The sequence below is a fragment of the Suilimivivens sp. genome (assembly GCF_037359455.1).
Lineage (GTDB): Bacteria > Bacillota > Clostridia > Lachnospirales > Lachnospiraceae > Suilimivivens > Suilimivivens aceti.
Window position 1 is genome coordinate 22,699 of the sequence record NZ_JAXXXI010000022.1, and the last position, 12,466, is coordinate 35,164.

A 12,466-nucleotide genomic window follows, 5' to 3' on the forward strand; every position below is an offset into this window, starting at 1 on the left:
GAAAGCAAGGAGGCAGTTCTTACGATGAAAAAGATTACAGGCGGTGTTACGGCAGCGAAGGGATTTCAGGCAGCAGCTGTGGCAGCAGGGATCAAATATAAAGACAGGGATGATATGGCGCTGATCTACAGCGAAAAGCCGTGTGTACTGGCAGGCACCTTTACCAGCAACGTGGTGAAGGCAGCACCGGTGCTGTTTGATAAGAAGGTAGTAGAGGAAAGTCCTTACGGACAGGCAGTTGTGATCAATGCGGGGATCGCCAATGCCTGCACCGGAAGGGAAGGCTTTTCCTACTGTGAGCAGACAGCGAAGGCAGCGGCGGAGGCACTTTCCATCTCTGAAAATGCGGTGCTTGTGGCATCCACCGGTGTCATCGGCATGCAGCTTCCCATTGACAGGATCGTAAGCGGTATTAAAAAGCTGACAGAGGGAAAGCAGGGAGATCTGGAAGCAGGAACGAGAGCGTCCAGGGCGATCATGACAACAGATACGAAGAATAAAGAGGCAGCTGTGCAGATCGAGATCGGCGGCAGGACAGTAACTCTTGGAGGTATGTGCAAGGGCTCTGGCATGATCCATCCCAATATGTGCACCATGCTGGCTTTCGTGACAACAGATGCTGTAATCTCCAAAGAGCTGCTGACAAAGGCAGTGAAGGAGGATGTTGTAGATACCTTTAATATGATCTCCGTAGACGGAGATACTTCTACGAATGATACACTGCTTGTACTGGCAAACGGTATGGCAGAGAATCCGGAGATCAGGGAGAACAGCCCGGAATACGAAGCGTTCCGTGAGGCACTCCATGAGATCAATGAAACCCTGGCAAAGAAGATGGCAGGAGACGGAGAGGGAGCAACCGCTCTTTTTGAAACAAAGGTCATCCATGCACCGTCCAAACAGGATGCCCGTATTCTTGCCAAAGCTGTTATCTGCTCCAGCCTGACGAAGGCTGCGATCTACGGACATGATGCCAACTGGGGAAGGATCCTGTGCGCCCTTGGCTACAGCGGTGTCATTTTTGATCCGGAGAAGATAGAGCTGTTCTTTGAAAGCAAAGCCGGCCGGATACAGATCTACAAGGATGGTGTGGCAGCAGACTACAGTGAGGAGGAGGCAACAAAGATTCTTTCCGAGCCGGAGGTTACTGTGGTTGTGGATATGAAGAACGGAGAAGAGAGTGCAACAGCATGGGGCTGCGACCTTACCTATGATTATGTAAAGATCAATGCAGATTACCGGAGCTGACAGCCGGGATTTCAGGGAGATAAGAACATGGAAAAGGATATGGAACAGGTATTACGGAAGGCAGAGGTACTGATCGAGGCACTTCCCTACATACAGAAATTTAACAGGAAGATCATCGTAGTCAAATATGGCGGTTCAGCCATGAGCAATGAAGAGCTGCAGAAAAATGTCATCAAGGATGTTACCCTTTTGAAGCTGGTTGGCTTTAAACCGATCATCGTGCACGGCGGCGGCAAGGCCATCAGTAAATGGGTAGGAAAGGTTGGCAAGGAGGCAAAATTTGTGAATGGACTGCGTGTCACAGATGATGAGACCATGGAGATCGCAGAGATGGTGCTTTCCAGAGTCAATAAGCAGCTTGTGACTATGGTGGAGGAGCTTGGTGTCAAGGCCGTTGGTATCAGCGGTAAGGACGGCGGACTTCTGCAGGTGGAGAAAAAATATGCAGACGGTCAGGATATCGGTTATGTCGGAAATATCACAAAGGTAGACCCCAAGATCCTGTATGATCTGCTGGAGAAGGACTTCCTGCCGATCATTGCACCGATTGGTCTGGATGATCAGTTTGCCACCTATAATATCAATGCAGATGATGCAGCCTGTGCGATTGCCAAAGCAATCAGTGCGGACAAGCTGGTATTCCTGACAGATATTGAAGGATTATACAAAGATATTAATGACAAGAGCAGCTTTCTTTCCAGGATTACAGCTTCTGGCGCAGAGGAGCTGATAGGTGACGGTGTGATCGGCGGCGGTATGCTGCCAAAGCTTGCAAACTGTGCATCTGCTGTAAAGAACGGTGTCAACAGAGTCCATATTCTTGATGGAAGGATTCCACATTGTCTCCTGCTTGAGATCTTCACTAATTCCGGTGTGGGAACCATGATCCTCAGAGACGAGGATAAACAGCTCCTGGAGCAGCACGATTAGGCAGAAAGAAAGGACATAGGCAGACATGGAATCAATGAAGAAATATATAGAGGATGCAGAGGCAGCACTCCTTCATACGTATAACCGTTTTCAGGTGGTGCTGGATAAGGGAGAAGGCGTTTACCTTTATGACATGGAAGGAAAGAAATATCTGGATTTCTGTGCAGGGATAGCTGTATTTGCCCTTGGCTATGGAAATAAGATTTACAATGATGCCCTGAAAGAGCAGATCGACAAGGTGATCCATACTTCCAATTATTATTATAATATACCGGCTATTGAAGCTGCCAAAAAGCTGAAAAAGATTTCCGGGATGGACAGAGTGTTTTTCACAAACAGCGGGGCAGAGTCTATTGAAGGAGCCATTAAGGCGGCAAGAAAGTATGCTTATCTGAAGGACGGAAGAACAGACCATGAGATCATTGCCATGGAGCATTCCTTCCATGGAAGGACTATGGGGGCTCTTTCTGTTACAGGCAATAAAAAATACCGGGAAGCCTTTGAACCCATGATCGGAAATATCCGCTTTGCCACATTAAATGATTTTCAGAGTGTTCTGGATCAGGTGACAGATAAGACCTGTGCGATCCTGTTTGAAACGGTACAGGGAGAGGGCGGCATTTATCCTGCCACGGAAGAGTTTATGAAGCAGGTAAAGGCGCTGTGCGAGAAGAGGGACATTCTGATGATCCTTGACGAGATCCAGTGCGGTATGGGAAGATGCGGTGAGTATTATGCATGGCAGAGATATGGCATTAAGCCGGATATCATGACAAGTGCCAAGGCGCTTGGCTGCGGTGTGCCGGTAGGTGCTTTTATGATGACAGAAAAGGTGGCTGCCCATTCTCTTACAAGCGGTGACCACGGAACGACCTATGGAGGAAATCCTCTTGCGGGTGCAGCTATCAATGCGGTACTTGATTTATTTGAGGAGAACCATATAATAGAACATGTGAACCAGATCGGAGATTATCTGGCAAATCGCCTTGACGAACTGGTTGACAAGTATGATTTCATCACGGAACGCAGAGGTGTCAAGCTGATGCAGGGACTTGTATTTGACAGGCCAGTAGGTGATATCATAGGGAAAGCCCTGGAAAAGGGACTGATATTGATAAACGCAGGACCGAATATCATCCGTTTTGTACCGCCTCTTGTCATTGAAGAGGAGAATGTGGACAAAATGATTGAGATTCTGACGTCCTGTCTGCAGTAAATGGAGTATGATTTATGGGTTTTAAGAAACGACTGGCGGCTGCACTTCTTCTTGCAGCCGTTGCTTTTCTGACTTTTGGAATTGCCAGATCAGGCATGCAGGTCAGTGAAAAACAGGAAGAAAAATTTCCTGCTTTTACAGGAGAAAAGGATACGCTGTATCTCTGGTATACAGACGAGGCACTGACCTCTTATCTTACCAGTGCAGCAGTTACGTACAATGAAAATCATGATGTGAGGATCGTGCCGGTGCTGCAGTCCGGACCGGAATATCTGGAGCAGATCAATGCTGCTTCCCTTTCCGGAGAGGAGCTGCCGGATCTGTATATCCTCAGCCATGATTCACTGGAAAAGGCTTATCTGGCAGGACTAGCAGAGGAGGTAAGGCTTCGTGAAAGGACATCCCTTAGGGATACCTACAGGGATACAGGACTTTCAGCAGCTACTTATCAGGGAAAGGTGATCGGATATCCTTTTTATTTTGAAACAAGTGCGCTTCTCTATAATAAAACATATCTGGAGGATCTGGCAGAGAGTCGGCTTCAGGCAGAGGCAGATATAGCGGCAGGAGAAGAAGCACAGCAGCAGGCGGATGCCGGAAATGTCACGCAGGACACGGCAGAGGAAACGCCTTCCTTTTCGGATGAAGAGATTGAGGCAAGGGTACAGGAGCTCATCCCAAAGACGCTGGAGGATATGAAGACCTTTGCTGACAGCTATGATGCACCGGAAGCGGTAGAGGGTGTCTTCAAATGGGATGTGACAGATATTTTCTACAATTATTTCTTTATTGGCAATGCGATTGAGATGGGTGGAGCTGCCGGAGATGATATTTCACAGATTGACATTTATAATCTGAATGCTATCCGGAATATGAGAGCCTATGAGGAACTGAACCAGTTCTTTTCCATAGATACCAGTGAGATCAGTTATGAGAGCGTGATCCATGAATTTATGGAAGGCAGGCAGGTATTTACAGTAGCAACCTCAGATGTGGTCGGTACACTGGAGCAGGCAGAGGAGGATGGCAGCTTCCCTTATGAATATGGGATCGCCCTTCTTCCTGATATTGATGCAGACAGGGAGACAAAGCCGCTTTCCATGACGCAGTGTGTAGTAGTGAACGGTTATGGGACGCATCAGGAGGATGCCAATGATTTTGCCTTTTTCCTGACAGCAGGATACAATGAAAGTCTTTATGCAAGAAGCGGTAAGGTATCGGCTGCAAGAGATGCAGATTACGGAAATGAGGCGCTTTCCATGTTTGCAGAAGCCTATGATAATTCTGTGTCCATGCCGAAAATGATCGAAACCAGTAATTTCTGGGTATTGCTTGAACGCGTATTTTCCCAGGTATGGAATGGAACTGACGCAAATGACGCACTGAAGGAATTGTCGGAGCAGATCATGCAGCAGGTGACCGGACGGGAGTATGAAGAAGTTTATATCGAAGATGTGCAGGAAGAAACAGATGTAGAGTATCTGGATGAAGAATACTATACGGAGGAAGCACAGAAGGAAGGGCAGGCGGAAGAATAGCGGATCAGACAGACTGATTATGTATAAAATCCAACCATACAGGATACATTACGGATAAAAACGTAAGGAGATTCTGATATGGTTGGATTTTTGATTGCGATAATTTCCGGAGCATTGATGAGTGTACAGGGAGTTTTTAATACAGGTGTCACGAAATCGTCCAGTATCTGGGTGGCCAGTGCCTTTGTCCAGCTTTCTGCCCTCATCGTCTGTTTCTGTGCCTGGCTGTTTACAGACAGGACTTCTTTTGTGACGCTTACAAGGGTAGAACCGAAGTATATGCTCCTTGGAGGCGCCATAGGGGCATTTATCACCTATACAGTGATCCGCAGTATGGAAATGCTCGGACCGGCAAGAGCGGTCATGCTGATCGTGACTGCCCAGCTTCTTGCTGCCTATATGATTGAACTGTTTGGCATTTTTGGCGTGGAGAAGCAGCCCTTTTCTTTCAGAAGGATGATCGGAATGGCAGCTGCTATTGTGGGAATAGTGGTATTTAAATGGGAATAAGGTCATATTTTTATGTTGTCAATACCACTTGCGCAACCTGTGAAAAACCTTTACAATATTAATCAGTCGTGATACAGGGGGCCTTTTTGTCATGTGCAGGAAGGAGTAGAACGATGAAAAAGAAACATAAGATATTGCTTGGTATGCTGGTTCTTGCCGGGTGTCTGCTTTTTGGATGTGAGAAGCGCAGGACTGAGCTTTTTTCGGAAGAAAAGCAGGATACGGAGGAGGCTGGTGCTACATCCGATTTTGGCAGAAAGGGAGATCATACTGATCAGGCAGACAGTGCATCTGTCCTTGATCCGGTATCAGAGACTCTGGATGCACCAGGCCAGGAGGAACAGGAGCTGCAGAGCAGTCAGCAGATAACTGCCAGCCAGACTGTATTTGTGCATGTCTGTGGAGCTGTGGAGAACCCGGGTGTTTATGAACTTGCAGGGGATGCGAGGGTGTATCAGGCGGTAGAAGCAGCCGGTGGATTTTTGCCGGAGGCCTGTGAGGAATATGTGAACCAGGCCGGGGCACTTACCGATGGAACGCGGCTTTATATTCCGACAGAGGACGAGGTCAGAGAGCTTTCGCAGGCAGGAAAGGATACGCTGACAGAAGAGCTTCTTTTGCAGTCTGATAGTGAAACAGACCCGGCAGACGGACTTGTGAATATCAATACGGCATCGATGGAGGAGCTGTGTACACTTCCCGGGATCGGAGAAGGAAAAGCCAGGCATATTATCAGTTACAGAGAAAGTACAGGAAAATTTGAACAGATAGAGGATATTATGAAGGTAGAAGGGATCAAGGAAGGTCTTTTTGGAAAGATCAGGGATCTTATTACTGCCGGATGATTCAGTGTGGAATCGGAAAGCCGCAGAAGCGGCAGAAAAAGAGGGAAAGATGGCGAAGAAGGTTTTGGTTGTGGACGATGAGAAGCTGATCGTAAAGGGAATCAGGTTCAGTCTGGAACAGGACGGTATGGAAGTGGAATGTGCCTATGACGGAGAAGAGGCACTGCAGAAGATAAAGGATACAGAATATGATATTGTACTGCTGGATGTGATGCTTCCAAGGCTGACAGGGTTTGAGGTGTGTCAGCAGGTCAGGGAGTTTTCTTCTGTGCCGATCGTCATGTTGACAGCCAAGGGTGAGGATATGGATAAGATCCTCGGACTTGAGTACGGTGCAGACGATTATATTACGAAGCCGTTCAATATTCTGGAGGTAAAGGCAAGACTGAAGGCCATTATGAGACGGACCGCACCGAAGACAAAGGAAGAAACGAAGATCATAGAGCGGGGGGATATGCGTCTTGACTGCGACGGAAGAAGGGTATATGTAGCAGGCAGGGAGATCAATCTGACAGCCAAGGAATTTGAACTGCTGGAGCTTCTCATCCTGAATCCCAACAAGGTATACAGTAGGGAAGCACTTCTTAAGCTGGTATGGGGCATAGACTATCCGGGAGATGTAAGAACCGTGGATGTGCATATCCGTCGTCTGCGTGAAAAAATTGAGGAAAATCCCAGCGAGCCCAGATATGTACATACCAAGTGGGGTGTTGGGTATTACTTTGCCTAGAGGACAGCTATGAAAAGGAAAATCACTGCTTTTTTGAAGAAACTGGGAATCTGGCGAAGCCTGAAGGTACGCCTGTTTCTGATCATTCTCTTAATGGGGCTTGTTCCCGCCTATATTATCAAGGCAGGAATTCTACAGAATTATGAAGCAAGAGCTGTTGACGTGCGGCAGTCGGATGTCCAGAATCAGTTAAAGATCATTGCCAATCATCTGATCACCTATAATTATCTGCAGGACACATCTTCTGAGGTTATCAATGCAGAGCTCGAACAGCTGTCCAATCTTTACAGTGGCCGTGTACTGATCATAAACGGCAATCTGAAAATCATCAAAGATACCTATGGAATCAGTGAAGGAAAAACCATTATATCAGAGGAAGTCATTAAATGTCTGAAGGGGACAGGGATGTCCAAGTATGACAGGAATAATGGCTTTATTGAGATTACCACACCGATCACGGAAACAGTAACGGCAGAAAATCAGACAGAGGGTATGCCAGAGGGAACGGAGCTGACAAGAGGTGTTATGCTGACCAGTGTTTCTACGGATATCATCATGGCAACCATGGATGTGCTGAACCGGAAAGCACTGATCCTGGAGATCATTATGGTAGTAGTTGTATTTGCTATTGCGGGGGTTCTGGCAAATGTACTGATCAGGCCGTTTGACCGGATCACAAAGGCGATTATGGAGATCGGAAACGGGCATATGGATGGAGATATTTCTGTACCGACTTACCAGGAAACAGAGCATATTTCCAATGCGTTTAACCTTTTACATAATCAGATGATGAACATGGACAGCTCCAGGCAGGATTTTGTAGCGAATGTATCCCACGAGCTGAAAACACCTATCACGTCTGTCAAGGTGCTGGCTGATTCCCTTCTTGCGCAGCAGGATGTGCCGGCGGAATTATACCGGGAATTCCTTGAGGATATTGCAGAGGAGATCGAACGGGAGGATAAGATCATCAATGATCTGCTGGCGCTTGTAAAAATGGACAAGTCAGCGGCTGAACTGAATATTACCAGTGTCAATATGAATGAGCTGGCTGAGATCATTTTAAAAAGAATGCGTCCCATTGCAAGAAAAAGGGATATAGAGCTTCTGCTTGTCAGTACCAGAGAGGTTACCGCCGAGATAGATGAAGTGAAAATGTCACTGATCCTTACGAACCTTATAGAAAATGCCATTAAATACAATAAAGAACACGGAAAGGTGACTGTGACACTGGATGCTGATCACCAGTATTTTACCATTTCAGTGGAAGATACAGGAATTGGTATTCCGGAGGAGTCGTTAAACAGGATCTATGACAGGTTTTACCGGGTGGATAAGTCTCATTCCAGGGAGATCGGGGGAACCGGACTCGGACTTGCCATCACGAAAAATGCCGTACAGCTTCACAGAGGATCCATCAAAGTGGAAAGTACCTTTGGCGAAGGTACCAGATTTCTTGTGAAGATTCCGCTGACACACAGTCTGCTGTAGAGGAGTTTTTTATGAAAAGATTAACGGGCAAAATGACTATTCTGGTCTGCTTCTTTTGTATGCTGTTTCTTTTTTTGATAACAGGATGCGGCAAAGAGAAGGAAGAAAAGAATCAGTACCATTATAAAGTATATTATGTAAACCATGACAGAACCGGTGTGATTTCAGAGGACTATGTGACAGAGAACACAGACGTAGGCAGCCTTCTTGAAGAACTGGTCACGCAGCTTGGAACGGTGCCGGAAAAGCTCCAGTATCATGCACCGTTGGCAGGCAGCTTTGAGCTGTTATCCATGCAGCTTAAGGACGGACAGCTGATCCTGGATTTTAATACAGCCTACCGGGAACAGGAAATGATCACAGAGATCCTGAACCGGGCATCTATCGTAAGAACGCTTTCCCAGGTGAAGGATGTGCAGTATGTTTCCTTTCTGGTGGAGGGAGAGCCTTTTGTGGATGCTTCCGGGAGTGTTGTGGGTGTTATGAGTGCAGATACCTTTATCGATAATGCGGGAAATGAGATCAATACTTACGAAAAGGTGAAGCTTCAGCTGTATTTTGCTGATGAAGATGGGACAGGGCTTCAGGCAGTCAGCCGCACGAAGGTCTATAACAGTAATATTTCACTGGAGCGGCTTGTCATGGAAGAACTGATCGCAGGACCGCAGGCAGATGATACCGGGCTTGCTGCAGGAAGAAAAGATGGACCGGTCATAAATCCGGCAACCAAAATTGTCAGTGTAGCAGTCCGTGATGGCATTTGTTATGTTAATCTGGATGACAGTTTTCTGAATCAGATCTATAATGTCACACCGGAAGTAACAATCTATGCGATCACCAATTCTCTGATCGAGCTGACCGGTGTGAATAAGGTGCAGATTTCCGTGAACGGAGAAACCAGCGTGAATTACAGGGAAAATATCAATCTGTCTACGGTATTTGAACGGAATCTGGATATGGTGAAATAACGGTATCAGGAGAAAATCAGATAAAGGAGGAGCATGCGCAGAAGACCACTCAGCTGTTTCTGCCTGCTGCTCATTCTGCTCATTTTCCTTGGAACGGTAACCGGCATGACCGGGAGAACAGATAAGGAATGGGATGAGAAGGGATGTACCCTGACAGGAAGGGTATATGACAAGGAATGGGTGACAGGCGAAGAAGAAAAGAAAATAGTGTATCTGGAGATCCTGGAAGCAGATAATGCTTCCGGAATGGAGGATGCAGAAGGAAAGAAGGTTCTCTGTTATTTAAAGCAGGGGCAGGAGCTTCCAAAGCTCGGAAGTTATATCAGAATTACAGGAAAGATTAGAAATTTCAGAAAAGCCTCAAATCCGGGGCAGTTCGATGCAAGATCTTATTATCGTATATCAGGAATAGCATTTCAGATTAATCAGGTAATTATCCAGCAAAAATCAGAACAGTATCAAAAGGGAAAGGAAGCTTTGTTTCAGCTTCGAAAAGGATTATCAGAAACCTTTGACAGGCAGCTTTCACCGGAGAATGCTTCCCTAATGAAGACAATGGTGCTCGGCGAAAAGAAAGCGCTTGACAGGGAGATTAAAAAAAGATATCAGAGAAATGGCATAGCCCATCTGCTGGCTATCTCGGGGCTTCATATATCGCTGATTGGGATGGCCTTTTATAAAGTACTCAGAAAAACAGCACTGCCGGTATCGTTCTGTGCAGGTGGAGCTTTTCTTTTCATGTATGGCTATGGGTGCATGGCAGGCTTTTCGGTATCGTCCAGGCGGGCGCTGATCATGTTTGGGGTACAGATGGCAGCGGTGATGTTTGGGAGGACGTATGATCTTCTGACGTCAGTTTCACTGGCGGCGCTCCTGATCCTGGCAGAGCAGCCGTGGTATTTCTACAGCAGCAGTTTTCTATTTTCCTTCGGCTGTGTGCTGGCGATCGGACTGCTGGTTCCGGCAATGACCTGTAAGAAGACAGAAGCACTGTCCCAATCTGACGGGAAAAAGAAAGCTGCTGCAGTTGTCAGGCAGGATGGCATTTTCTGGAAGCTTCTGGAAGGGCTGAGAAAATGGCTGCTTCCGGGGTGTGCCATTACGGCAGCAGGACTGCCACTGCAGCTGTGCTTTTATTATCAGATGCCGGTATATGCGACCTTCCTGAATTTACTTGTGATTCCGCTGATGAGCTTTTTGTTACCCTGTGGGTTATTATTGATTCTGGTGGAACGGACAGAGATACTCGCCATACCATTTTCGTTTGTGATCACAGGAATTTTGGAAATTTATGAAAGCGCCTGTCTTATGGTGGAAAACCTGCCTTTCTCTGTGCAGGTTACCGGCAGACCAGGAACAGCTCTGATCATTCTTTATCTTCTCGTATTATTGTTTCTGATCCTTTATCAAAGGAAGCTTTCCCTGAAAGGTAAATGGCTGATCCTTTTAAGCGCGGGTGCATTGCTTGTTTTTTCTGGAAGGATGGAAAGGGCTGTGTGCAGGCAGCTGCAGGTGACTTTCCTGGATGTAGGACAGGGAGACTGTATCGTAGTGGAAACACCTTACGGACAGAATTATGTGGTGGACTGCGGCAGTACTTCAGAGAATGCAGTGGGGGAATACCGGCTGATTCCTTTTCTGAAATATCAGGGAATCGGTACGGTGGATGGTGTGATTATGACCCATGCGGATGAAGACCATATCAGCGGGATACGGGAGCTTTTGATACTTGGGAAAGGAGAGGGGATTCAGGTGAAAGCATTGCTGCTGCCGGATATTTCAGAGGAATCCAGGGATGAGGCTTATCAGGAGCTTGCAGTGCTTGCAGAAGAAAATCAGGTTCCTGTGGAATATATTTATGAGGGAGAAGCCGGGAAGGATCGTGAGTTTCAAATGAACTGCCTTCATCCGGAAAAGGGACTTTACACATCAGATAATAATTCCTATTCGACTGTGCTGCTTATGGAATATCAGGGAAGATCTCTCCTCCTGACAGGGGATATTGAAGGCGAGGAAGAGGTGAAGATGACAGAGGAGCTTGCCACTCAGATAGATGTACTGAAGGTGGCGCATCATGGCTCGCGGAATTCCACCGGGAAAGAGGTGCTGTCTGTTATGAAGCCAAAGGCAGCGGTGATATCCTGCGGAAAGGATAATTTCTATGGACATCCTCATGCAGAAACACTGGAGAGGCTGTCAGAGGCTGGGACAAGGTGGTTCTGCACCAGGGATTACGGAGCGGTCACAGTGACGGTGAACCGGCGTGGAAAACTGGAAATTGAGGGGTATCTGGAGAGGGAATAAGGAGTGTGGATTGAGGATTTTGTAATACTAGCCCCGCCGGGAGCGGAAAAGAAGAGAAAAAGCGGGAAAAGTAAGTCTGAGCGGGGCATGGAAGAGAAAAAGGGGCATGGGAGAGAAAAAGTGGCTGGGATGCCCCGCCGGAAGCGGGAAAGAAGAGAAAAAGCGGGAAAAGTGAGTCCGGGCGGGGCATGGAAGAGAAAAAGGAGCTGAGATGCCCCGCCGGGAGCAGGAAAGAAGAGAAAAGGCAGAAAAAGTGAGAGCAGGCGGGGCATGGAAGAGAAAAACAGGCTGGGATGCCCCACCGGGAGCAGGAAAGAAGAGAAAAAGCGGGAAAAGTGAGTCTAGGCGGGGCATGGGAGAGAAAAACAGGCTTGAATGCCCCGCCGGGAGCAGGAAAGAAGAGAAAAGGCAGAAAAAGTGAGAGCAGGCGGGGCATGGAAGAGAAAAACAGGCTGGGATGCCCCACCGGGAGCAGGAAAGAAGAGAAAAAGCGGGAAAAGTGAGTTCAGGCGGGGCATGTGAAGGAAAAAGGGGCATGGGAGAGAAAAACAGGCTGAGATGCCCCGCCAGGAGCAGGAAAGAAGAGAAAAAGCGGGAAAAGTGAGTTCAGGCGGGGCATGTGAAGGAAAAAGGGGCATGGGAGAGAAAAACAGGCTGAGATGCCCCGCCAGGAGCAGGAAAGAAGA

Annotated in this window: 12 protein-coding genes; all 12 read left to right on the forward strand. The window is 47.3% G+C overall.

Annotated features, from left to right (window positions below; translation table 11 throughout):
- The first annotated feature begins 24 nt into the window (after positions 1-24).
- The 12 genes from argJ (at position 25) to WJQ40_RS02970 (ending at position 12,201) form a co-directional block, all read left to right on the forward strand.
- Entirely contained in the window at positions 25-1,248 is a 1,224-nt protein-coding gene (argJ, locus tag WJQ40_RS02915) for a bifunctional glutamate N-acetyltransferase/amino-acid acetyltransferase ArgJ (RefSeq protein WP_337537829.1), read from the forward strand.
- Between the two features lie 27 nt (positions 1,249-1,275).
- Positions 1,276-2,178 (forward strand): acetylglutamate kinase, encoded by a 903-nt coding sequence (gene argB, locus WJQ40_RS02920; RefSeq protein WP_337537830.1) that lies wholly within the window; start codon positions 1,276-1,278, stop codon positions 2,176-2,178.
- A 34-nt stretch (positions 2,179-2,212) separates the two neighbouring features.
- The gene (locus WJQ40_RS02925) at positions 2,213-3,394 is read left to right on the forward strand and encodes an aspartate aminotransferase family protein (RefSeq protein WP_337537838.1); all 1,182 of its coding nucleotides are present in this window, start codon (positions 2,213-2,215) and stop codon (positions 3,392-3,394) included.
- A gap of 14 nt (positions 3,395-3,408) precedes the next feature.
- On the forward strand, positions 3,409-4,932 hold the full coding sequence (locus tag WJQ40_RS02930; protein WP_337537831.1) for an extracellular solute-binding protein: 1,524 nt from the start codon (positions 3,409-3,411) through the stop codon (positions 4,930-4,932).
- A gap of 78 nt (positions 4,933-5,010) precedes the next feature.
- A complete protein-coding gene (locus tag WJQ40_RS02935; protein WP_337537832.1) occupies positions 5,011-5,442 on the forward strand; it encodes a DMT family transporter in 432 nt (143 codons plus the stop codon).
- 113 nt (positions 5,443-5,555) lie between these two features.
- Positions 5,556-6,287, forward strand: a complete 732-nt coding sequence (locus tag WJQ40_RS02940; protein ID WP_337537833.1) for a helix-hairpin-helix domain-containing protein — start codon at positions 5,556-5,558, stop codon at positions 6,285-6,287.
- Between the two features lie 49 nt (positions 6,288-6,336).
- On the forward strand, positions 6,337-7,017 hold the full coding sequence (locus WJQ40_RS02945; RefSeq protein WP_337405665.1) for a response regulator transcription factor: 681 nt from the start codon (positions 6,337-6,339) through the stop codon (positions 7,015-7,017).
- A 9-nt stretch (positions 7,018-7,026) separates the two neighbouring features.
- Positions 7,027-8,508 (forward strand): HAMP domain-containing sensor histidine kinase, encoded by a 1,482-nt coding sequence (locus WJQ40_RS02950; protein ID WP_337537834.1) that lies wholly within the window; start codon positions 7,027-7,029, stop codon positions 8,506-8,508.
- An 11-nt stretch (positions 8,509-8,519) separates the two neighbouring features.
- Entirely contained in the window at positions 8,520-9,476 is a 957-nt protein-coding gene (locus tag WJQ40_RS02955) for a GerMN domain-containing protein (protein ID WP_118798739.1), read from the forward strand.
- A gap of 33 nt (positions 9,477-9,509) precedes the next feature.
- Positions 9,510-11,780: a DNA internalization-related competence protein ComEC/Rec2 gene (locus WJQ40_RS02960; protein WP_337537835.1), complete on the forward strand. Its 2,271-nt coding sequence runs from the start codon at positions 9,510-9,512 to the stop codon at positions 11,778-11,780.
- A 3-nt stretch (positions 11,781-11,783) separates the two neighbouring features.
- Entirely contained in the window at positions 11,784-11,990 is a 207-nt protein-coding gene (locus tag WJQ40_RS02965) for a hypothetical protein (protein WP_337537836.1), read from the forward strand.
- Position 11,991: 1 nt separating this feature from the next.
- A complete protein-coding gene (locus tag WJQ40_RS02970; RefSeq protein ID WP_337537837.1) occupies positions 11,992-12,201 on the forward strand; it encodes a hypothetical protein in 210 nt (69 codons plus the stop codon).
- Positions 12,202-12,466: the final 265 nt, after the last annotated feature.

Coding starts and splice junctions, on each gene's coding strand:
- argJ (WP_337537829.1), top strand. CDS start 25: ATGAAAAAGATTACAGGCGGTGTTACGGCAGCGAAGGGATTTCAGGCA.
- argB (WP_337537830.1), top strand. CDS start 1,276: ATGGAAAAGGATATGGAACAGGTATTACGGAAGGCAGAGGTACTGATC.
- WJQ40_RS02925 (WP_337537838.1), top strand. CDS start 2,213: ATGAAGAAATATATAGAGGATGCAGAGGCAGCACTCCTTCATACGTAT.
- WJQ40_RS02930 (WP_337537831.1), top strand. CDS start 3,409: ATGGGTTTTAAGAAACGACTGGCGGCTGCACTTCTTCTTGCAGCCGTT.
- WJQ40_RS02935 (WP_337537832.1), top strand. CDS start 5,011: ATGGTTGGATTTTTGATTGCGATAATTTCCGGAGCATTGATGAGTGTA.
- WJQ40_RS02940 (WP_337537833.1), top strand. CDS start 5,556: ATGAAAAAGAAACATAAGATATTGCTTGGTATGCTGGTTCTTGCCGGG.
- WJQ40_RS02945 (WP_337405665.1), top strand. CDS start 6,337: ATGGCGAAGAAGGTTTTGGTTGTGGACGATGAGAAGCTGATCGTAAAG.
- WJQ40_RS02950 (WP_337537834.1), top strand. CDS start 7,027: ATGAAAAGGAAAATCACTGCTTTTTTGAAGAAACTGGGAATCTGGCGA.
- WJQ40_RS02955 (WP_118798739.1), top strand. CDS start 8,520: ATGAAAAGATTAACGGGCAAAATGACTATTCTGGTCTGCTTCTTTTGT.
- WJQ40_RS02960 (WP_337537835.1), top strand. CDS start 9,510: ATGCGCAGAAGACCACTCAGCTGTTTCTGCCTGCTGCTCATTCTGCTC.
- WJQ40_RS02970 (WP_337537837.1), top strand. CDS start 11,992: ATGCCCCGCCGGGAGCAGGAAAGAAGAGAAAAGGCAGAAAAAGTGAGA.